The following is an 18,823-nucleotide window of genomic DNA, read 5'->3' as shown; positions in this document are numbered from 1 at the left end:
CACTGAGGATTCCGCGGCGTTTCTGCGTCTGGGCCTAGCCCTAGGCCAGGCGAAGTGGCAGCGGAGCTACAGCGCCGGGCGGATCCGTTCTTAGCCGGGCGTAGGTGTAGACGTCGATGCGTTCACCGTCGACAAGGAATTTGCCCCGCTCGGTTCCTTCACGCAGAAAACCATTGTTCTCGGCCACGCTGCGTGAACCGGGATTATTGGCCCGCAGGCCAAGCTCCAAGCGGTAGAAATCAAGATCATCAAAAAGATAATTCGCCAGTGTGGCAACTGCCCTCGTAGTGAGCGAACGACCGCGATACTCCTGATGCATCCAGTACCAAATCCAAGCATTGGCATTTGAATGATCCAGCGTCCCGCAAACAAGCCCGATCAACCGGTCATTGGCAGTGATCGCCAACGGGAATTGGCTTTGTTCGCCGTTCAACAGGGCATCTACGTAGGCCCGTGCTTTTGCCGGCGTATCGGCATCGCCTTGGCGCCGCATATCCGGATGGGAAATGAACGCCTCGTATACGGAGCCCGCGTCCAACGCGCTGAGCTGCCTCACGCTGAATTCCTCGGCAACGCCTGTTGCCCGGACGCTGCCAGGCCCTGCAGGCTTGCTTCCGCCGTGGCCTGTGAGCGTGCCTTGGTGAAACAGCATCTGCCACTTGCCTTGCTCGCGGAACCATAATGAGCTGCGAAGTGCCGGGCGATGGCCGCTGGCCTTCCAGCGCAATTGGATGAGGTTTTCTGATAGTCGGATGGCCAAGGGCTCGCTAACGCGCAACCGCTCAGCGGAAGGATCTTCAGTGGCCAGCAATTCCATGACTTGATCCCGGTCGTACGTTCTTCCGCTTGCGCCGATTTCGAAGAAGTTCTCATGCAGGATTTCGCCAAGCAATTTTCGGTTGCCACGCAGCGAGGCACTGAGAAGCTGCTGTTCCAGACCGGCAACCGCTCTGAATAGTTGAGAATCGACGGGCAATTCTGAGGGATATTCCTGTTGCGCCATGCCGGTAAGTACATCACAAAAGATGACGGAACTAAGTCAACTGCAGTTCGCTTTTCAGGGCTGCCTCATGCTTATAATCGCAAATACTCCGCGGGAGCCTGAAACCGACCAGGCTGAGAGGGCACTGAGCCGACCGCTACACCTGATGCGGGTCATGCCGCCGTAGGAAGGAAGCGTGCCACTGTGCATGTCAACATTGTTGGCTCCGGAATCATCGGCCTAGCCACCGCATTCGAGCTCAGTTCACGCGGCCACACCATCACCATCATCGACCCGGCACCTGGCCAGGGCGCCAGCTACGCAGCGGCCGGGATGCTGGCCCCAGCTGCCGAAACCGTCTGGGGCCAAGGCCCCCTGCACCAGTTGCTGTCCGCATCCAGCGCCCGCTACCCCCAGTTCGTTGATCGCCTGGAAGCGGCCACGGGCGTGCGTCCCGACTACCTGCAAAGCTCAACCCTGGTCGTCGCGGCAGAACCTGCCGACCGCGAAGCGCTCCACGATCTCGTGGAGCTGCAGAGCTCATTGGGATTGTCCGCCGAAAAACTGCTGCCGAGCCAAGCCAGGTCCTTGGAACCAGCCTTGGCCAGCAATATTTCCGGGGCGGTGCTCTGCGCTGAAGACCACCAGATCGATCCCCGTTCCGTCGTGCGCATCCTGCTCCAGCACTTCCACAACGACCTGGTCCATGAGCAGGCCGAAGAACTGATCACCGAAGGATCAGGCACCTGCGCCGTTCGCACGGCTTCAGGAAAAGTTTTCGCAGCCGATCAAACCATTATCGCCACCGCGCTGGGCACGGTGAAAGGACTGGGCAAGCTGCCATTGCGCCCGGTGCACGGCGACATCCTGCGGATTCAAAGCCCGCCGGGCCCCGCCTTGCTGACCAGGATTATTCGAGGCATCGTCCACCGGCAGAACGTGTATCTGGTTCCGCGCAAGGACGGCAGCCTCGTGCTCGGCGCCAGCGTTCGGGAAGACCAGAACCCGGAAGTCAATGTGGGCGCCATGTACAACTTGCTCGACAACGCCCGCAGGCTTGTCCCGGGAATTATCGACTGCTCGCTGAACGAAGTCATCGCAAGGCCAAGGCCGGCAACCGCCGATGACCGCCCGCTGATCGGGCGCATTGACCCGGGGCTGGTGCTCTCCACTGGCTATTCGCGCCATGGGGTGCTGCTCAGCCCCTTGGGATCCGAACTGACTGCGGATCTCGCTGAAAACAACAAAAGAAATCCACTGTTGAATGACGTTGATCCGCAACGTTTTCCAACACTTTCCGCAACCGCCGCACTGGAGGCACTCGGATGACATCGATCAACATCATTTTTAATTCCCAGCAAGTTCAGCTGCAGGCCGGTACCAGCCTGCGCGAATTCATCAGCGCGCAAATCGGCAAGGAACTCGACGCAGATTCAAAAGCAGTCGACGGCAGCAAGCTGGGGGTGGCCGCGGCCGTGAACGGCGCAGTCGTTCCCCGCAGCAGCTGGAACAGCAAAGCTCTTGAAGACGGGCACAGCATAGAACTCGTTACGGCAGCCCAGGGAGGCTAAGCATGGAATCGCAAGAATTCACCGAGCTGGATCTCAACAACGATCCTTTTGTCGTCGCCGGGCGCACCCTTTCCTCGCGGCTTATCCTGGGCACCGGAGGGGCCACCTCATTAACCACGCTGGATAGCGCGCTCACCATTTCTGGCACGGAATTGACAACCGTTGCCATCCGCCATTTCTCTGCTGCCGGGGCAGGCAATGTCTATGAGCTGCTCCAGCGCAACAACGTCATTCCTTTGCCTAATACCGCAGGGTGTTTCACCGCCCGTGATGCGGTACTCACCGCGCAGCTGGCCCGTGAAGCGCTGGAAACGGACTGGATCAAACTTGAAGTGATTGCCGACGAGCACACCTTGCTGCCAGATCCGCTGGAACTGTACTCGGCAACCGAGCAGCTTGTGGCCGATGGATTCCAGGTCTTCGCCTACACCAATGATGACCCTGCACTGGCGCAGCGGCTCCAGGATGCCGGCGTGGCAGCTATCATGCCTGCTGGCGCTCCGATCGGTTCAGGTCTGGGAATTTTGAACCCGCACAATATTTCCACCATTGTTTCCCGTGCCAATGTTCCGGTGATCCTGGATGCCGGGGTGGGAACAGCCTCCGACGCGGCGCTGGCCATGGAACTAGGCTGCGATGCCGTGCTGCTGGCCAGCGCAGTGACTCGCGCGCATAACGCTCCGCTGATGGCCGCGGCCATGAGGGACGCTGTGCGAGCTGGCCGCGCAGCCCGTTTGGCCGGCAGGATTCCACGACGCGATACCGCACTTGCATCCTCGCCTGCGGAGGGAATGATGCAAACCTTGGTCGGGGAATTCTAATGCTGCGCCAACCGCTCTGCGAACCTGCCGCAGGGATCGATCCGGGCCAGCTGGCCCGCTATTCACGGCATCTGACCCTGCCCGGGGTAGGCGAAGAGGGCCAACGGCGCATCATCAACGCCAAGGTCCTGATCATTGGCGCCGGGGGACTGGGCAGTCCCATCGCCAGTTATCTGATTGCCGCCGGAGTAGGCCAGATCGGCGTACTCGATGATGACTCGGTAGAGCTGTCGAACTTGCAGCGCCAGATCATGCATCGCGAATCCGATGTCGGCCGGCCAAAAGTCGATTCCGTGCAGAGGCTGGCCGCCGAACACAACAGCACTGTCGTCATTGATCCGCTCAACCAGCGGCTCAGCGAAGACAACGCCCTGGAGCTTTTCGCCGCCTACGACCTTGTCATTGATGGCAGCGACAACTTCGCCACGAGATACCTCGCCTCCGACGCTGCCGAAATCACCGGGACCCCGCTGGTGTGGGGCACACTCTTCCAGTTTTCGGGCCAGGTATCGGTTTTTGACCCGCGAACCGGCCCGATGCTGCGGGATATCTTCCCGGAAATCCCGGATGCTGATTCGGTTCCGAGCTGCGCCGAAGGCGGTGTCTTCGGAGCACTGTGCGGAGTCGTGGGTTCGGTAATGAGCACCGAAGCGCTCAAGCTGATTACAGGTATTGGCCTCACGCTCAGCGGCAAGCTCTGGCTCTACGATGCCTTGGCTGCCAGCGTCCGGTCCTTGGAATTTGTCGCCGATCCGCAGCGCGAGCGGGTCGTCCAGCTGGGCCAGTACCAGCCGGTGGCTTGCGCCGTTGAAGAACCTTTCGCCAGCCTGGGCGTGCATGAGCTGGCTGCAATGCAACGGGATAACGAGGTGCTCGTCGTTGATGTGCGCGAGTCGTGGGAGCGTGGCATCGCCGCTATTCCCCACAGCATTCATGTGCCACTGGACCGATTGCTGGCCGGAGAGCATGCGCAAATACCACGCGAAGCCGGCATCATCGTGATGGTTTGCAAGAGCGGTGTCCGATCCCGAAAGGCCGCCAGCCATATGTCGCGGCAACAGGCGGGAACCGGCAAGGTTTACAGCCTGGATGGCGGGACAGTGCAGTGGTTCGCAGAAATCGAGGGGCAGGAAATCGCCTACTAGCCGGAGGCTGGGCTGGCAAGGAATTGTGCACTGGCATAATGGCTTCATGACCCTTTCAGCCGCACTGGAATTCCGCGAACTAGCTAGTCAAGACGAGCAGCAGGCCATCGACGCCCATCGGGCCATGCTCGCCGACGATTTCGAATTCTTGCCGACGTGGTCTGCCGATGAGCTGTGGGAGGACTACACCTACCGGATGAGCGCAGGACGCCGCGGCGAGCATATCCCTCAGGGCTGGGTGCGCTCGGCGCTCTTTGGCGCTTTTGATGACGGCGAACTGGTAGGGCGTGTCTCGGTGAGATACGAGCTTAACGATTTCTTGCTTCAAAATGGCGGGCACATCGGCTACGGAGTTCTTTCCGAGCACCGCCGCCGTGGCTTGGCAACTGCGCTTTGCCAGTTTGGCCTGCGCGAAGTCCAGGAGGCGGGCGTGTCGAGCGCGCTGGTCACCTGCGAGGGCACGAATCTCGGTTCCATCGCGACGATACTAAAGTGCGGGGGAGTTCCAGACTCGCAGGTTCCCTACCTGGAAGCAGCCGACGGGTCCAAGACCCTGCGCTACTGGATTTCCACCCAATCCACCCCATGATTTTCCGCGACTTTACGTGAAATTCTTGTATGTTCTGACACAGAGCGCCGGAGTATTTGCTGGAACAGCGTAAACTTGTTTGTTGGGTCGACTTTGGCCCCGACTCCTTAGACCCAAAATCCTCGAGCGGAAGTGAGCCTTCACGCATGTCAGCTAACACCATTAGTCGCGACGAACTTCGCAATGTAGCCATCGTTGCACACGTTGACCACGGCAAGACCACCCTGGTCAACGCAATGCTCCAGCAGACCGGCGCATTCGACAGCCATGGTGAAACCGAAGATCGCGTGATGGACTCCGGCGAGCTGGAACGCGAGAAGGGCATCACCATTCTTGCCAAGAACACCACCGTGTTCTACAACGGCCCAGCTGCTGACGGCAAGAACATGACCATCAACGTCATCGACACCCCGGGTCACGCTGACTTCGGTGGCGAGGTCGAGCGCGGCCTGTCCATGGTGGACGGCGTGGTTCTGCTCGTTGATGCTTCTGAAGGCCCACTGCCACAGACCCGCTTCGTGCTGCGCAAGGCCCTGAGCGCCAACCTGCCAGTCATCATCGTGGTCAACAAGACCGACCGCCCGGACTCCCGCATCGATGGCGTCATCTCGGACTCCATGGACCTGCTGCTGGGCCTGGCATCGGACCTGGCTGATGAAGCTCCAGACCTGGATCTGGACGCCATCTTGAACGTCCCTGTGGTCTTCGCGTCGGGCAAGGCCGGTTACGCTTCGATGAACCAGCCAGCTGATGGCACCTTGCCAGACAATGAAGATCTCGAGCCGCTGTTCGAGACCATCATCAAGCACGTTCCTGCTCCGACCTACGAAGAGGGCGAAGTTCTGCAGGCACACGTCACCAACCTTGACGCATCGCCATTCCTCGGGCGCCTGGCCCTGCTGCGCATGATCAACGGAACCCTGCGCAAGGGCCAGCAGGTTAACTGGGCCCGCCAGGACGGCACCATGAAGCAGGTGAAGATCACCGAGCTTCTGGCTACCAAGGGTCTGCAGCGTGTTCCAGCTGAAGAAGCTGGACCAGGCGAGATCGTCGCAGTGGCCGGTATCGAGGACATCATGATTGGTGAAACCCTCACCGACTTGGAGAACCCAAAGCCGCTGCCACTGATCACCGTTGATCCACCAGCAATTTCGATGACCATCGGTATCAACACCTCGCCACTTGCTGGCAAGGTCAAGGGCGCCAAGGTCACCGCACGCCAGGTCAAGGACCGCCTTGACAAGGAACTGATCGGTAACGTTTCGCTGAACATCTTGCCTACCGAGCGTCCGGACGCTTGGGAAGTCCAGGGCCGTGGCGAATTGGCACTGGCCATCCTCGTTGAGCAGATGCGTCGCGAAGGCTTCGAGCTGACCGTTGGCAAGCCACAGGTAGTGACCAAGATGGTTGACGGCAAGGTCCACGAGCCAATGGAGCACATGACCATTGACGTGCCCGAAGAGTACCTGGGTGCCATCACCCAGCTGATGGCTTCGCGCAAGGGCCGCATGACCAACATGGCCAACCACGGCACCGGCTGGGTTCGCATGGAATTCATGGTTCCTGCACGTGGCCTGATCGGCTTCCGTACCCGCTTCCTGACCGAAACCCGTGGCGCAGGCATCGCTTCGTCGCTGGCTGAAGGCTACGAGCCATGGGCAGGTGCCATCGAATACCGCATCAACGGTTCGATTGTTGCCGACCGCGCTGGCGTCGTGACTCCATTCGCAATGATCAACCTGCAGGAGCGCATGAGCTTCTTCGTGAAGCCAACCGAAGAGGTTTACGAGGGCATGATCGTTGGCGAGAACTCGCGCGCCGATGACATGGACGTGAACATCACCAAGGAAAAGAAGCTCACCAACATGCGTGCAGCTTCCTCGGACAGCTTCGAGAACCTGACCCCGCCACAGACTCTGACCCTGGAAGAGTCCCTGGAATTCGCTCGCGAAGACGAGTGCGTTGAGGTTACCCCGGAAGCTATCCGTATCCGCAAGGTGCTGCTGAACGCCAATGACCGTGCCAAGGCAACCCGTGCACGCGCTCGCGCCTAATCAGCGAAAAAACCAGGGCAGCAACCTCTCGGCGCTGTGGCGCGGAGCTGTTGCCGCCCTGGTAGCAGGACTGTTCGGCACTGCCATCCACGCCTCCATCAGCTACGCCGGAAACGACGTGCCGCTGGTGTGGGGCGTCGCAGTAGCCTGGCTGCTGCTTGGCCTGCTGGTGTACTGGGCTGCGGTGTCCTCAGGGAAACTGTGGTCCGGGGCTCTGGCGCTGATCGGCTGCTATGTCTGCGTGGGATTGATATCCTACGTCGGCAATGACCAGCTGATCCTCGGCATGCAGTACTACCAATACCTTCCCGGACCGGCGCTGGCTTCGGCCCTGTGGATGTATGGGATGATCATTCCTGCGATCATCGGCCTGGTGCTGGCCCTGCGAGCTATTCGCAAACAGCATCGCCCGGACTAAACACCGAAGGCGCACTTCCCGCGATTGGGAAGTGCGCCTTCGCTGGCTAACGCCAAGTGCAAAGATCTTGGAATCTGCAGTTCTAGCTGCTCTTATTGCCGGTGATGTCCAGGTGGTGGGCCAAGAAGAGCGAGGTTGCCACGCCATCTTCTTCGGGCTCACGCATCGCGTAGTCTTCAATAACCGAACGCAGCCGCGACATCATTTCCTGACGGGACTCTTCGCTGAGCTTCAGGCCCACGCGGATGATCTGGATTTCTTGGGGATCCAGTCCCTCGATTTCCTGCAGGAAGGTATCGACAAGCATGGGAGCAGCGTCTGGGATGCGCGTTCCCCACGACTGCTTGGTGCTCCGGTAGGGAACTTCCTTGGCGCCACGATTGCCGCGCCGGGCCTCTTCCGGGGCGAGGTAGCCGTTATTCACCAAGGTCCGGACATGGTGCAGCGACGTGGCCGGATTCAGATCAAGAATGTCCGCGATTTCCTTATTCGTTCGTGACTCGTGGAGGCACAAGCGCAGGATACGAAGCCTCAGCGGTGAGCTGAGTGCACGTGCTCGCGATTGGACAAGTTTGTCAGAAGGCATAAAAACAGCATACGGGAAAATCGTTGAGTGATTGGCAGAATCAAATCACATGTCGCGCAACAGCGGTTCGGCGCGAAGCGTTGATCTTGCCGGATACTAGTTCCTTGGCGTCCGGGGCCGGCGGCGCTGAGGGGCCGGAGGGACGAGCTTGGCATGGGTGATCAACGCCCGCGGGATGACCACAAGACCCGATCGGGTCTGCACGCTGATCGAATCCACTGTGACTTCCTGCAACTCGCCCAACGCGTCGCTAAAGCGCCCGCTTGCCGTGCTGGCTTCCACAGGCAGGCGGTAGCGCACAACTAGACGTTCACCGGGAGTCATATCACTAAAACTAAGCATTCTTGCGCGTCATCTTTTCGTAAGAAGAATTCATCTAAACCCTTTGAAGCTGAAATGTGAATGGTCGGTTACGTCACAGCAGGCCCACGGGCGCTTTGATGTATTGATATCAGGACTAGACTGTAGTTTGAGCTGGTAAGGGATTCAAAGAGCATCCAGGAATCCGGCCGGCTCGTGTTGAAACCACCAAGTGCAAGGAAAGGTCTCGGCCCTCGTGACTTACATCATCGCTCAGCCGTGCGTCGACGTGAAAGACAAGGCGTGCGTCGAAGAGTGCCCGGTAGATTGTATTTATGAAGGCGAGCGCTCGCTGTACATTCATCCGGATGAATGCGTAGACTGCGGCGCTTGCGAGCCGGTCTGCCCCGTTGAAGCCATCTACTACGAAGATGATGTGCCGGACGAATGGGCCGACTATTACAAGGCCAACGTCGACTTTTTCGATGAACTTGGTTCCCCGGGCGGCGCCGCTAAAATTGGTAACACCGGTACTGACCACCCATTCGTCAGTGCCTTGCCACCTCAGAACCAAGGCTAGGTTTTACTTTTATGCTTGAGCTCCCCGATTACCCCTGGAACCAGCTTGCTCCATACCGCGAGCAGGCAGCGAAGCATCCAGGGGGAGTCGTGGACCTTTCCATCGGCACGCCAGTTGATGACACCCCGCAGCTCATCCAGGACGCGCTGGCCGAGGGCGCAAACTCCCACGGCTATCCCACCACGCATGGAACCGCCGAAGTCCGCCAGGCCATTGTCGATTGGTTCGCACGTCGCCGCCAGGTCACCGGTCTGGGCATCAACGATGTCATGCCAACCGTGGGCTCAAAGGAAATGGTGGCCTGGTTGCCGCTGCTCCTGGGAATCGGCGCAGGGGATATTGTGGTGCGTCCAAAAATTGCGTACCCAACCTACGACATTGGCGCCCAACTTGTCGGCGCGACACCTATCGCCACCGATGACCTTGATGAACTGGGCACCGAGGAACTCTCGCGCGTGAAGCTCATCTGGGTGAACTCGCCAGGAAACCCCACCGGCAAGGTCACCGGCGTTGGGCAGCTGCAGCGAATCGTTGAACGGGCCCGCGATATCGGCGCCGTCGTGGCCTCCGACGAGTGCTACGCAGAACTCGGTTGGGAAGACTTTGAAGGCCAGGTGCCGAGCATCCTTGACCCTGAGGTCAACGGTGGAAATCTCGATAACCTGCTGGCTTTGTACTCGCTGTCCAAGCAATCGAACCTCGCAGGCTACCGCGCGGCATTTGTTGCCGGCGCGCCAAACCTCATGCCAACGCTGGTCAACAGCCGCAAGCACGCCGGAATGATCGTGCCGGGACCCATCCAGCACGCCATGGCGGTGGCGCTGAACGACGACCAGCACGTAGCCAAGCAGCGCGAACTGTACCGGGCGCGACGCGATGCTTTGCGTCCTGCCCTCGAAAACTTCGGCCTCAGAATTGAAGATTCGGTGGCCGGCTTGTACCTGTGGTGCACCCAGGATCGGCCAAGCTTCGAGACCATCGGCGCCCTTGCGGAGCTGGGAATCGTTGCCGGCCCGGGTGCTTTTTATGGAACCGCTGGAGAACGCCACGTCCGCGTGGCATTGACCGCCTCCGATGAACGGATCGCGGCCGCCGTTGAACGGCTGAATTCTTCCGCCAACCGGTGAAGATGACAGCCTGATTAGCGGGATAGGGTCAAATCGCGGTATGTTCTACGGTGACGACTGACCTTTCGGAACTACACGCTTTCCGGTTAGGAGAAGCAATGACAGATACTACATCTGCACAGCTACACTTTGGAGAATCCAATCTTGAGCTTCCGGTTATCCCGGCTGCTGAGGGCAACGACGGATTCAGCGTAGCCCCACTTTTGAAGACCACTGGGAACGTGACCTACGATCCTGGCTTCATGAACACCGCGGCCACCAAATCCGCGATCACCTACATCGACGGCGATGCCGGCATCCTGCGCTACCGCGGATACCCCATCGAGCAGCTGGCCGAGAAGTCCAGCTTCATCGAGGTCACCTACCTGCTGATCTACGGCGAACTGCCTACCGCAGACCAGCTCGCAGAATTCGACAACTCGCTGCGCCGCCACACCCTGCTGCACGAAGAGCTCAAGGGCTTCTTCGGCGGCTTCCCGCGCGATGCGCACCCAATGCCGGTTCTGTCTTCCGCAGTTTCGGCACTGTCCACCTGGTACCAGGACTCCCTGGATCCAAAGGACGACGAGCAGGTGGAACGCTCCACTCTGCGCCTGCTGGCAAAGCTGCCAGTGCTGGCTGCCTATGCCCACAAGAAGTCCATCGGCCAGGCTCTGCTGTACCCGGACAACTCGATGAACATGGTCGAGAACTTCCTGCGCCTGTGCTTCGGCACCGCTGCCGAGCCATACCTGCTGGATCCAGATGTGGTCAAGGCCCTTGACCTGCTGCTGATCCTGCATGCGGACCACGAGCAGAACTGCTCGACTTCCACGGTGCGCCTGGTTGGTTCTTCCGAAGCCAACATGTTCGCATCGGTTTCTGCAGGCATCCACGCCCTGTCCGGCCCAGCCCACGGCGGCGCCAACGAGGCTGTGCTGAAGATGCTGCGCGAGATCCAGTCCTCCGGAATCTCCCCGGAAGACTTCATGCAGAAGGTCAAGAACAAGGAAGACGGCGTACGCCTGATGGGCTTCGGCCACCGCGTGTACAAGAACTACGATCCACGCGCCAAGATCATCAAGAAGACCGCTCACGACCTGCTGGCCAAGCAGGGCAAGAACGAGCTGCTTGAGATCGCGATGAAGCTGGAAGAAACTGCGCTGAACGATGAGTACTTCATCTCGCGCAAGCTCTACCCGAACGTGGACTTCTACACCGGCCTGATCTACACCGCCATGGGCTTCCCGGAGAAGATGTTCACCGTGCTGTTCGCGATCGGACGCCTGCCAGGCTGGATCGCGCAGTGGCGTGAAATGATCAAGGATCCTGAACTGAAGATCGGCCGCCCACGCCAGTTGTACATGGGTGAGACCGCGCGCAACTACCCGGGCCTCTAAGCCGCAGGGCAAGTAGCGATCACTGACAAGGAGCTTTCCACCATTCAAATGGTGGATGGCTCCTTGTCTGTTTTAAGCGCGGGGACGGGAGTATCCTGTGAGTCTAAGACTGCGGGGGTATGCCTAAAAGTCAGGTGGTATGCATGTACTTTCGTCGTGGAAACAATTGGTCTTTGGCGGTAAAAACCAATCAGACGATGTTGATGGCCTTGTACTTACGTGAGCTCGGCGGGGTGGATCCAGCCGAAGCCGGGCCCAACTGTCGCTTGAACTCAGTGATCAAGAACCGCCATGGCACTGATGCCGCACACGGGCAGTTCAAGCAGGAGTGGAGCGCCTGGTGGGGAGCTTTGACCTCGGGGGAGACCGCGGCGGAGAGCGCTCCTGAGCAGACACTGCATGAGCAGCTGGACCATGAAGGCTATCCGGCACTTGCCAAGCTGGCTAAAGCCCATTACGGCCAAGCAACGCTGTTTGCGCAGCAGCATGCCGAGGAATTCGTCGAAAAGAGCATGGACTATGTGCCGTTGCGCCTCGATGAATTAGAGAGGATCTTGTTGGATCACGGGGTGGATCACGATACGACTGCACCCCAGCAGCAGATCCAGCTTATTGACATGCCCCTGGACGAGCCACGTGCCTGGCTTACCGGCCGAGCGACGATAGTTGCCAGCACATCCTTGCTGCAGGATTCCAAGGCGTTCCACGGCTTCATCCAGCCCATGGTCACCATCATTTTCCCGGGAGCTTAAAAGAATTGGGGCCCGCTGAATATCTCGAATATCCAGCGAGCCCCTAAACGTCTCTAGTTGGCGTGCAGTGCGCTGTTCAGCTCCACGGTCTGGCCGGCGCGAGGCAAAGCCTCAACCGCGCCAGAAATCGAGTTGCGACGGAACAGCAGGTTGGAAACTCCGGACAGTTCCAGGGCCTTGACCTGCTTCTCGCCCAAAAGCACCCGGGTGCCAGCGGTCACGTAGAGTCCGGCTTCGACCACCGAATCATCGCCCACCGAAATGCCAACACCGGCGTTGGCGCCCAGCAGGACACGCTCGCCAATGACGATGCGCTCGCGTCCGCCGCCGGAAAGCGTACCCATGATCGAGGCGCCGCCTCCGACATCGGAACCGTCGCCCACAACCACCGAAGCGGAGATGCGGCCCTCGACCATTGAGGTGCCCAGGGTGCCAGCGTTGAAGTTCACGAAGCCCTCGTGCATGACGGTGGTACCTTCGGCAAGGTGCGCGCCCAGGCGAACGCGGTCAGCGTCTGCAATGCGGACGCCCGTCGGAACGACGTAATCGACCATGCGCGGGAACTTGTCCACGCCATATACGGTGACCGCGCCGCGGGCACGCAGCTTCAGGCGGGTTACCTCGAAGCCATCAACCTGGCATGGGCCGAAGTTGGTCCAGACCACGTTGGCCAAGTGGCCGAAGATGCCGTCAAGATTGATGGTGTTCGGCTGCGCCAAACGGTGGGATAGCAGATGCAGGCGCAGCCACACATCAGCGGTGTCAGCCGGTGCTACGTCAAGATCGATGGTCAGCGAGACCACCTTCTGGGTGGTGCCACGGGCAACATCCTCTTGGGCAGCAGCTGCTAGCTCGCCGGAGAGCTCGTCTGCCGACGAAAGCTCGCCAAGGACAGGGGCTGGGTACCAAACGTCAAGGACGGTTCCATCCGCGGCAATCGTGGCAAGACCATGACCGGAGGCCAAACGGACGGTGGAGTCACTGGATGAAGTCACAGATTCTGAAGTCATACACTGATCGTATCCTCGAAACGCCGGGTAACGTTGATAGATGACAGGCTAGTGAAGCTAGAGACGTAGGACGATGAATACCGTGAACGAATTGGACCTGCTACAGGACGTCGCAGTGCTGACCGAACAGATCATGAACATTGAATCTGTTTCCGGGAATGAACAAGAAATTGCTGATCAGGTGCATCAGGCCTTGCTGAAGCTGGAGCACTTGCAGGTTCATCGCGATCAGGATGCCATCGTTGCCCGCACCAATTTCGGCCGCGAACGCAGAGTCGTGCTCGCGGGCCATCTGGACACCGTTCCATTGCCGCGCACGCAAGGCGCCAAGGGCACTGTCCCGGCCCAGGTGATCGACGGCGTGCTCTATGGACGCGGGGCGACCGACATGAAGGGCGGGGTCGCGGTGCAGCTGGCCCTGGCTGCCGAGCTGACCGATGCCAAATACGATGTCACCTACGTCTTCTATGACCACGAGGAAGTGGAAGCGGCCAAGTCCGGTCTGGGACGTTTGGCGAAGAACAGCCCCGAACTGCTCGAAGCCGATTTTGCCATCCTGCTTGAGCCAACCAACGGAACGGTTGAGGGTGGCTGCAATGGCACTAGCCGATTCGTGATTCGCACCCGGGGCAAGGCAGCGCACTCAGGACGCGCCTGGATGGGCCATAACGCCATCCATGACGCCGCGCCGATCCTCCAGCGGCTCTCCGACTACGAGCCCCAGACCATTACCGTGGAGGGCCTGGACTACCGCGAAGGAATGAACGCGGTGCGCATCAACGGTGGAATCGCCGGAAACGTCATCCCGGACTACTGCGAAGTCGAAATCAACTATCGTTTTGCTCCGGACAAGACGCTGGCTGAAGCACAAGCCCTCGTCTTCGAACTCTTTGATGGCTTTGAAATCGAGCGAACCGATGGCGCCGAAGGGGCCAAGCCTGGTTTGGACCAGGAGATCGCAGCTGACCTCATCAAGATTCTTGGCCAAGAGCCCAAGCCCAAATACGGCTGGACCGATGTGTCCCGCTTCTCGGCCCTTGGCGTTTCTGCGGTGAACTTTGGTCCTGGCGACGCATTGTTGGCCCACAGCGATGACGAGCATGTCGCGCAGGACGATATCCGTACGTGCCTGAACTCCTTGCGTGCATGGCTGAGCTAGCCTCGGCGAGAAGATCAGGGCAATAAAACCAAAAGCGCTCCTTGCACGATGCAAGGAGCGCTTTTGTCGCTGCTGGCCAGATGGAGGCCGTTCTACAGGCTAATGGTCCTTGGGACCATCTTGTGGGCCGGTCTCGGCAAAGGTCACGGCAGTGGTACCGACTACTGCTGGAGCATTCTTGTCTTTCTTGACTCGGCTGCTCAACCGCTTGGAGGTCAATTCTGCGATTTTGCTCAAGGTGAAGTTGATCAAGATGAAGATGACCGCAGTGACAATCAAAGCCTGCAAGACGTTGCCGTTAGGCGAGGAATAGGTTCTCGCGAAGAACAAGAGCTCGTTGAAGCTGATGATGTAGCCCAGCGCCGAGTCCTTCAAGATCACGACGAACTGGCCAATCAAAGCCGGCAGCATCGCCACAAGCGCCTGCGGAATTTCGATATGCCGCAAGGACATGCCACGAGTCAGGCCAATCGCGATACCAGCTTCCCGCTGTCCCTTAGGCAGGTTGTGGACACCAGAACGAACCAGCTCGGCAACAACGGAACCGTTGTAGAACACCAAAGCGGCAACAACTGCCCACAACGCGGTATTTCCTGGCAGCTCAAGGGAGCGCGAGAAGAACACGTTGAAGAACACGATCATCAGCAGCACTGGGACGGCGCGGAAGAATTCCACGATGACCGTGCAGAATCCGTTGACCAGCTTGTTCTGCGAGAGGCGTCCCACACCGAAGACCAAGCCAAAAACCACCGAGCCGATGATTCCCAGGATTGCCGCCTTGACGGTGTTCAACAGGCCGGGAAGCAAATAGTTCTTCCAGGTGCTTCCTTGGATGAAGTCATCCCACTGCTCCGGCTGCATCTGACCCTTGGCTGCGAGGCCAAGGAAAATCCACGCTACGATGCCCAGGGCAATCAGTGCGCCGACGATATTGATAATGAGAATACGGCGACGGGCCTTGGGCCCCGGGGTATCAAAAAGAATTGAAGCGCTCATCGTGCCACCGCCAGTTTCTTGGACAGCCACGTGGTCAACAGTCCCACGGGGATCACAATAATCACGAAGCCAATGGCAAAGGTCAAGAAGATCGGAATGACGATATCGGAGCGGAACTCGATCATCGTCTTCATCACCGACGAGGATTCGGTGGCTACCGAACCAACAGCAGCAACGGTGGAGTTCTTGATCAAGGCGATCAGCGTATTACCCAGCGGGACGATTGCGCCGCGAAACGCCTGGGGCAAAATGACCAGCCGGGCCGCGGGCAAGAAGCCCAGCCCGATCGCTCGTGCCGCCTCGGCTTGTCCCAGCGGAACGGTATTGACACCCGATCGGATGGCTTCGCAGACGAATGCCGCGTGATACACCGCAAGGCCCAAAACCGACAGCCGGAAGAAGTTCGCGTGGAAATCTCCGCCAAGGGTGAAACCAAGCTGGCCGTAGAGGGCCAGAACGGCGAACAGGATGATGATGGTCAGTGGCGTATTTCGAACCAGGTTAACGTAGCTCGTGCCGATGGCCTGGAAGCTGGCCACTGGGGAGATGCGAAGCAGCGCAAGAATTGTGCCCAGCACCAGCGCGCCGATGGCCGCCCAGAAAGTTAGTTGGATATTGACCCAGAATGCCCCTGGGATGTCGTACTCAGTGAATATGGATAAATAATTCTCCACTGCAAGCCTCTGTCTCGGTGGCCATGGTGAGGGCCAAGCGGCTAGGGGAACGATGAGCGAAAAAGTTGCTCAAATGAGAAGGCAATAATGCTGCGGGGGTCAAGGGCAGTCCTTGACCCCCACGGCATCAGGAAATGCTAGGCGCAGGTATCTGCGAGCTTTGGCGGGTTGGTCTTCGAGTTCGGCGTGTATCCGGTGCCCTCGGTGTTCTTGTCCAACGCCTTCTGCCAATCGCCGGAGTCGATCATCTTGGTGATCGCTTCGTTGATGGCCTTGCACTTGTCGGTGCCGTCTGGCAGGCCGACGCCATAATTCTCTTCGCTGAATGGCTTGCCTACAACCTTGAACTTGCCCTTGTATGCAGGCTGGGCTGCCAAACCGGCAAGGATGATGTCATCGGTGGTGACCGCGTCGATGGTGCCGCCGCTCATCTGGGTGACGCACTCTGCGTAGCCCGGGAGCTCCTGCAAATTCGTTCCCTCAGCGTAGTTGTCCTTGACCTTCTGGGCCGAGGTGGAACCGGTTACCGAGCACAGGTTCTTGCCGTTCAAGGCCTCTGGGCCATCAATGTCGGAATCGGATGCAACCAGCAGATCCTGGCCAGCGACAAAGTACGGGCCAGCGAAGTCGATGACCTTGTTGCGCTCATCGGTGATCGAATAGGTTGCGAAGATCATGTCGACCTGGTTGTTTTGCAGCATGGTCTCGCGGTTGGCCGAAGGAGCCGAAACGAATTCGATCTTGTCTTCGGGGTAGCCCAGCTCGTTGGCTACGTACTTTGCAACGTCCACATCGAAGCCGGTGTAGTTGTCGCCGTCCTTGAATCCCAGACCTGGCTGGTCGAACTTGATGCCGATGCGGATCTTGTCGCCGTCAGCCTCGTTGCCCGAGCCGCCACATGATGTCAGGGCCATTGCCCCGATAGCTGCCATTGCTGCGATGGTGCCTAAACGAGTTTTACGCATGTTTCCTCCTGTTGGATGCGGGGTGATGAAATCAGTGGTTGGTAATGAGCTTGCCGAGGAAGTCCTTGGCACGGTCAGATTGCGGATTGGTGAAGAATTCTTCCGGAGTGGCTTGTTCAACGATTTGCCCGTCGGCCATGAAGATCACGCGGTCCGCGGCCTTGCGTGCGAAGCCCATCTCGTGGGTGACCACAAGCATGGTCATGCCTTCCTTGGCCAGCCCCACCATGGTGTCGAGCACCTCGTTGATCATTTCCGGATCCAGCGCGCTGGTGGGCTCGTCAAAGAGCATGACCTTGGGTTTCATGGCCAGGGCTCGCGCGATGGCCACACGCTGCTGCTGTCCGCCAGAAAGCTGGGCGGGAAGCTTGTCGGCCTGGTTCGCCACTCCGACTCGTTCAAGAAGCTGCATTGCCAATTCCTTGGCCTTTGGCTTCTTCATGCCCTTGACCCGGATCGGACCGAGGGTCACGTTCTCCAGAATGGACTTGTGCGCGAAGAGGTTGAAGGACTGGAAGACCATTCCAACGTCGGCGCGCAACTTGGCAAGTGCCTTGCCTTCAGATGGAAGCGTATTGCCGTCAATCTTGATGGTGCCCTCGTCGATGGTTTCCAGTCGGTTGATGGCACGGCACAAGGTGGACTTGCCCGAGCCCGACGGACCCAAGATCACAACTACCTCGCCCTTGGTGACTTCGAGGTTGATGTTGTTGAGTACATGCAGGGCACCGTAGTGCTTATTGACCCCAGTCAGTTGGACGATGGGGCCAGCTGTAGAAGCCTGAGCCTGATGATCGCTGTTCATGCAATAGACATTACTTGATGTGACGCTTGCTACGCGCTACTTCGAATAAGTCACACTTAGTTGTTACATAACTGTCACTTTAATGGTGTCGCGACACAGTCCGGCTCGGAGTGAAATTACAGATAGAGTGAAGTTATGGTTCATCAGCGAAAGAGCGAAGAGAACGCTCGTGCGGGGCAACGTCACGTCGAAGCGAATTGGCCAGGCAAGCGTCCAGAAGACCAGCTCGACCACTACCTATTGGAGAGCCCGCAGGAAGACGTGACCCACACCGACGTGTGGCGTGTCCTGCGGATCCAATCTGAATTCGTCAACGGGTTTGGCACTCTTGCGGGCACCGGCCCGGCGATTGCGGTGTTCGGATCTGCTCGGACTGATCCGCAAAGCCCGTACTACCAGATGGCCCACCGCATCGGAAGCCGTTTGGCTGAAGCCGGAATCACCACCATCACCGGTGGCGGGCCAGGCGCCATGGAAGCCGCCAACAAGGGCGCGGCCGAGAATGACGGCATTTCGGTGGGGCTGGGCATTGAGCTGCCTTTCGAAACCGGATTGAATGCGTCCGTGAACAAGGGCTTGAACTTCCGGTACTTCTTCGTCCGCAAGACCATGTTCGTCAAGTACTCGCAAGGCTTCATCGTTCTTCCTGGCGGCTTTGGCACGCTGGATGAGCTTTTCGAGGCCTTGACCTTGGTGCAAACCCAGAAGATCACGAGCTTCCCAATTGTCCTTGTCGGCAAATCCTACTGGGGCGGGCTGGTGGACTGGCTGACCAATACCGTCGCCGCGGAACGGGCCATCTCTGCGAAGGACTTGAACTTGTTTACGGTGACCGATGATCCGGATGAAGCCGTGGACCTGGTCCTGGGCATGGCCGATAAGCAGCCTGCCCCGGAACAAGCGGTGTAGG

Annotated in this window: 21 protein-coding genes and 1 riboswitch; of the genes, 13 read left to right on the top strand and 8 right to left on the bottom strand. The window is 58.9% G+C overall.

Annotation, left to right across the window (positions count from 1 at the left end; translation table 11 throughout):
• Nucleotides 1-40 precede the first annotated feature (40 nt).
• Nucleotides 41-1,003, bottom strand: coding sequence for a GNAT family N-acetyltransferase (locus tag AOZ07_RS18440; protein WP_084793224.1), 963 nt, complete (start codon nt 1,001-1,003; stop codon nt 41-43).
• An 80-nt stretch (nt 1,004-1,083) separates the two neighbouring features.
• Nucleotides 1,084-1,189: riboswitch (TPP riboswitch) on the top strand.
• On the opposite strand from AOZ07_RS18440, the gene thiO reads away from it, so the two are divergent.
• From thiO to AOZ07_RS11185, 7 genes are all read left to right on the top strand, one after another.
• Entirely contained in the window at nt 1,187-2,311 is a 1,125-nt protein-coding gene (gene thiO, locus AOZ07_RS18225) for a glycine oxidase ThiO (protein ID WP_075972604.1), read from the top strand. (Overlaps the previous riboswitch by 3 nt.)
• On the top strand, nt 2,308-2,553 hold the full coding sequence (gene thiS / locus AOZ07_RS11210; protein WP_060702071.1) for a sulfur carrier protein ThiS: 246 nt from the start codon (nt 2,308-2,310) through the stop codon (nt 2,551-2,553). Before thiO ends, thiS begins: the two co-directional genes overlap by 4 nt.
• Before the next feature lie 2 nt (nt 2,554-2,555).
• Nucleotides 2,556-3,374 carry a thiazole synthase gene (locus AOZ07_RS11205; protein WP_060702070.1) on the top strand — a complete coding sequence of 273 codons (819 nt, stop codon included), beginning with the start codon at nt 2,556-2,558 and terminating at the stop codon, nt 3,372-3,374.
• Nucleotides 3,374-4,519, top strand: a complete 1,146-nt coding sequence (locus AOZ07_RS11200) for a ThiF family adenylyltransferase (protein ID WP_060702069.1) — start codon at nt 3,374-3,376, stop codon at nt 4,517-4,519. Before AOZ07_RS11205 ends, AOZ07_RS11200 begins: the two co-directional genes overlap by 1 nt.
• A 46-nt stretch (nt 4,520-4,565) precedes the next feature.
• Complete coding sequence (locus AOZ07_RS11195; protein ID WP_060702068.1) at nt 4,566-5,108, top strand: GNAT family N-acetyltransferase; 543 nt, start codon at nt 4,566-4,568, stop codon at nt 5,106-5,108.
• Nucleotides 5,109-5,254: 146 nt separating this feature from the next.
• Nucleotides 5,255-7,162 (top strand): translational GTPase TypA, encoded by a 1,908-nt coding sequence (gene typA / locus AOZ07_RS11190; protein WP_060702067.1) that lies wholly within the window; start codon nt 5,255-5,257, stop codon nt 7,160-7,162.
• Nucleotides 7,143-7,580 carry a hypothetical protein gene (locus tag AOZ07_RS11185; protein ID WP_060702066.1) on the top strand — a complete coding sequence of 146 codons (438 nt, stop codon included), beginning with the start codon at nt 7,143-7,145 and terminating at the stop codon, nt 7,578-7,580. The genes typA and AOZ07_RS11185 overlap by 20 nt, the downstream gene beginning before the upstream one ends.
• Nucleotides 7,581-7,662: 82 nt before the next feature.
• Here AOZ07_RS11185 and AOZ07_RS11180 read toward each other — a convergent pair whose 3' ends face one another.
• Both AOZ07_RS11180 and AOZ07_RS18220 read right to left on the bottom strand, forming a co-directional pair.
• Nucleotides 7,663-8,166 carry a helix-turn-helix domain-containing protein gene (locus AOZ07_RS11180; RefSeq protein ID WP_060702065.1) on the bottom strand — a complete coding sequence of 168 codons (504 nt, stop codon included), beginning with the start codon at nt 8,164-8,166 and terminating at the stop codon, nt 7,663-7,665.
• Between the two features lie 96 nt (nt 8,167-8,262).
• A complete protein-coding gene (locus AOZ07_RS18220; protein WP_207758451.1) occupies nt 8,263-8,490 on the bottom strand; it encodes a putative acetyltransferase in 228 nt (75 codons plus the stop codon).
• Nucleotides 8,491-8,722: 232 nt separating this feature from the next.
• Here AOZ07_RS18220 and fdxA point away from each other — a divergent pair, with 232 nt between their 5' ends.
• The 4 genes from fdxA to AOZ07_RS11160 all read left to right on the top strand — a co-directional run bounded on the left by fdxA (nt 8,723) and on the right by AOZ07_RS11160 (nt 12,304).
• Entirely contained in the window at nt 8,723-9,046 is a 324-nt protein-coding gene (gene fdxA / locus AOZ07_RS11175) for a ferredoxin (protein WP_060703425.1), read from the top strand.
• Nucleotides 9,047-9,057: 11 nt separating this feature from the next.
• Nucleotides 9,058-10,173: a succinyldiaminopimelate transaminase gene (gene dapC, locus AOZ07_RS11170; protein ID WP_060702064.1), complete on the top strand. Its 1,116-nt coding sequence runs from the start codon at nt 9,058-9,060 to the stop codon at nt 10,171-10,173.
• Nucleotides 10,174-10,271: 98 nt separating this feature from the next.
• On the top strand, nt 10,272-11,552 hold the full coding sequence (locus AOZ07_RS11165; RefSeq protein ID WP_022873974.1) for a citrate synthase: 1,281 nt from the start codon (nt 10,272-10,274) through the stop codon (nt 11,550-11,552).
• 203 nt (nt 11,553-11,755) lie between these two features.
• Nucleotides 11,756-12,304 (top strand): hypothetical protein, encoded by a 549-nt coding sequence (locus AOZ07_RS11160; protein WP_194943651.1) that lies wholly within the window; start codon nt 11,756-11,758, stop codon nt 12,302-12,304.
• A 53-nt stretch (nt 12,305-12,357) separates the two neighbouring features.
• Here AOZ07_RS11160 and dapD read toward each other — a convergent pair whose 3' ends face one another.
• Nucleotides 12,358-13,314, bottom strand: a complete 957-nt coding sequence (gene dapD / locus AOZ07_RS11155) for a 2,3,4,5-tetrahydropyridine-2,6-dicarboxylate N-succinyltransferase (RefSeq protein WP_060702062.1) — start codon at nt 13,312-13,314, stop codon at nt 12,358-12,360.
• A gap of 73 nt (nt 13,315-13,387) precedes the next feature.
• On the opposite strand from dapD, the gene dapE reads away from it, so the two are divergent.
• Complete coding sequence (gene dapE, locus AOZ07_RS11150; RefSeq protein ID WP_060702061.1) at nt 13,388-14,473, top strand: succinyl-diaminopimelate desuccinylase; 1,086 nt, start codon at nt 13,388-13,390, stop codon at nt 14,471-14,473.
• A 99-nt stretch (nt 14,474-14,572) separates the two neighbouring features.
• Here dapE and AOZ07_RS11145 read toward each other — a convergent pair whose 3' ends face one another.
• From AOZ07_RS11145 to AOZ07_RS11130, 4 genes are all read right to left on the bottom strand, one after another.
• Nucleotides 14,573-15,469, bottom strand: a complete 897-nt coding sequence (locus AOZ07_RS11145) for an amino acid ABC transporter permease (protein ID WP_060702060.1) — start codon at nt 15,467-15,469, stop codon at nt 14,573-14,575.
• Nucleotides 15,466-16,143, bottom strand: a complete 678-nt coding sequence (locus AOZ07_RS11140; RefSeq protein ID WP_060702059.1) for an amino acid ABC transporter permease — start codon at nt 16,141-16,143, stop codon at nt 15,466-15,468. Before AOZ07_RS11140 ends, AOZ07_RS11145 begins: the two co-directional genes overlap by 4 nt.
• 137 nt (nt 16,144-16,280) lie before the next feature.
• The gene (locus AOZ07_RS11135) at nt 16,281-17,108 is read right to left on the bottom strand and encodes a glutamate ABC transporter substrate-binding protein (protein WP_060702058.1); all 828 of its coding nucleotides are present in this window, start codon (nt 17,106-17,108) and stop codon (nt 16,281-16,283) included.
• A gap of 31 nt (nt 17,109-17,139) precedes the next feature.
• A complete protein-coding gene (locus AOZ07_RS11130; RefSeq protein WP_171919658.1) occupies nt 17,140-17,871 on the bottom strand; it encodes an amino acid ABC transporter ATP-binding protein in 732 nt (243 codons plus the stop codon).
• Nucleotides 17,872-18,048: 177 nt separating this feature from the next.
• Here AOZ07_RS11130 and AOZ07_RS11125 point away from each other — a divergent pair, with 177 nt between their 5' ends.
• Nucleotides 18,049-18,822, top strand: coding sequence for an LOG family protein (locus AOZ07_RS11125; protein WP_060702056.1), 774 nt, complete (start codon nt 18,049-18,051; stop codon nt 18,820-18,822).
• The last annotated feature ends 1 nt before the right edge of the window (nt 18,823 follow it).

Origin of the sequence: Glutamicibacter halophytocola (assembly GCF_001302565.1) — a bacterium.
In the GTDB taxonomy this organism is placed as follows: domain Bacteria; phylum Actinomycetota; class Actinomycetes; order Actinomycetales; family Micrococcaceae; genus Glutamicibacter; species Glutamicibacter halophytocola.
Note: the sequence above shows the minus strand (reverse complement) of the source record. Positions and strands in the feature narration are given on the sequence as shown.

Coding starts and splice junctions, on each gene's coding strand:
- AOZ07_RS11165 (WP_022873974.1), top strand. CDS start 10,272: ATGACAGATACTACATCTGCACAGCTACACTTTGGAGAATCCAATCTT.
- AOZ07_RS11145 (WP_060702060.1), bottom strand. CDS start 15,469: ATGAGCGCTTCAATTCTTTTTGATACCCCGGGGCCCAAGGCCCGTCGC.
- AOZ07_RS18220 (WP_207758451.1), bottom strand. CDS start 8,490: ATGACTCCCGGTGAACGTCTAGTTGTGCGCTACCGCCTGCCTGTGGAA.
- AOZ07_RS11180 (WP_060702065.1), bottom strand. CDS start 8,166: ATGCCTTCTGACAAACTTGTCCAATCGCGAGCACGTGCACTCAGCTCA.
- AOZ07_RS11195 (WP_060702068.1), top strand. CDS start 4,566: ATGACCCTTTCAGCCGCACTGGAATTCCGCGAACTAGCTAGTCAAGAC.
- AOZ07_RS11125 (WP_060702056.1), top strand. CDS start 18,049: ATGGTTCATCAGCGAAAGAGCGAAGAGAACGCTCGTGCGGGGCAACGT.
- AOZ07_RS11200 (WP_060702069.1), top strand. CDS start 3,374: ATGCTGCGCCAACCGCTCTGCGAACCTGCCGCAGGGATCGATCCGGGC.
- AOZ07_RS11160 (WP_194943651.1), top strand. CDS start 11,756: ATGGCCTTGTACTTACGTGAGCTCGGCGGGGTGGATCCAGCCGAAGCC.
- dapC (WP_060702064.1), top strand. CDS start 9,058: ATGCTTGAGCTCCCCGATTACCCCTGGAACCAGCTTGCTCCATACCGC.
- AOZ07_RS11205 (WP_060702070.1), top strand. CDS start 2,556: ATGGAATCGCAAGAATTCACCGAGCTGGATCTCAACAACGATCCTTTT.
- dapE (WP_060702061.1), top strand. CDS start 13,388: ATGAATACCGTGAACGAATTGGACCTGCTACAGGACGTCGCAGTGCTG.
- thiS (WP_060702071.1), top strand. CDS start 2,308: ATGACATCGATCAACATCATTTTTAATTCCCAGCAAGTTCAGCTGCAG.
- dapD (WP_060702062.1), bottom strand. CDS start 13,314: ATGACTTCAGAATCTGTGACTTCATCCAGTGACTCCACCGTCCGTTTG.
- AOZ07_RS18440 (WP_084793224.1), bottom strand. CDS start 1,003: ATGGCGCAACAGGAATATCCCTCAGAATTGCCCGTCGATTCTCAACTA.
- AOZ07_RS11135 (WP_060702058.1), bottom strand. CDS start 17,108: ATGCGTAAAACTCGTTTAGGCACCATCGCAGCAATGGCAGCTATCGGG.
- typA (WP_060702067.1), top strand. CDS start 5,255: ATGTCAGCTAACACCATTAGTCGCGACGAACTTCGCAATGTAGCCATC.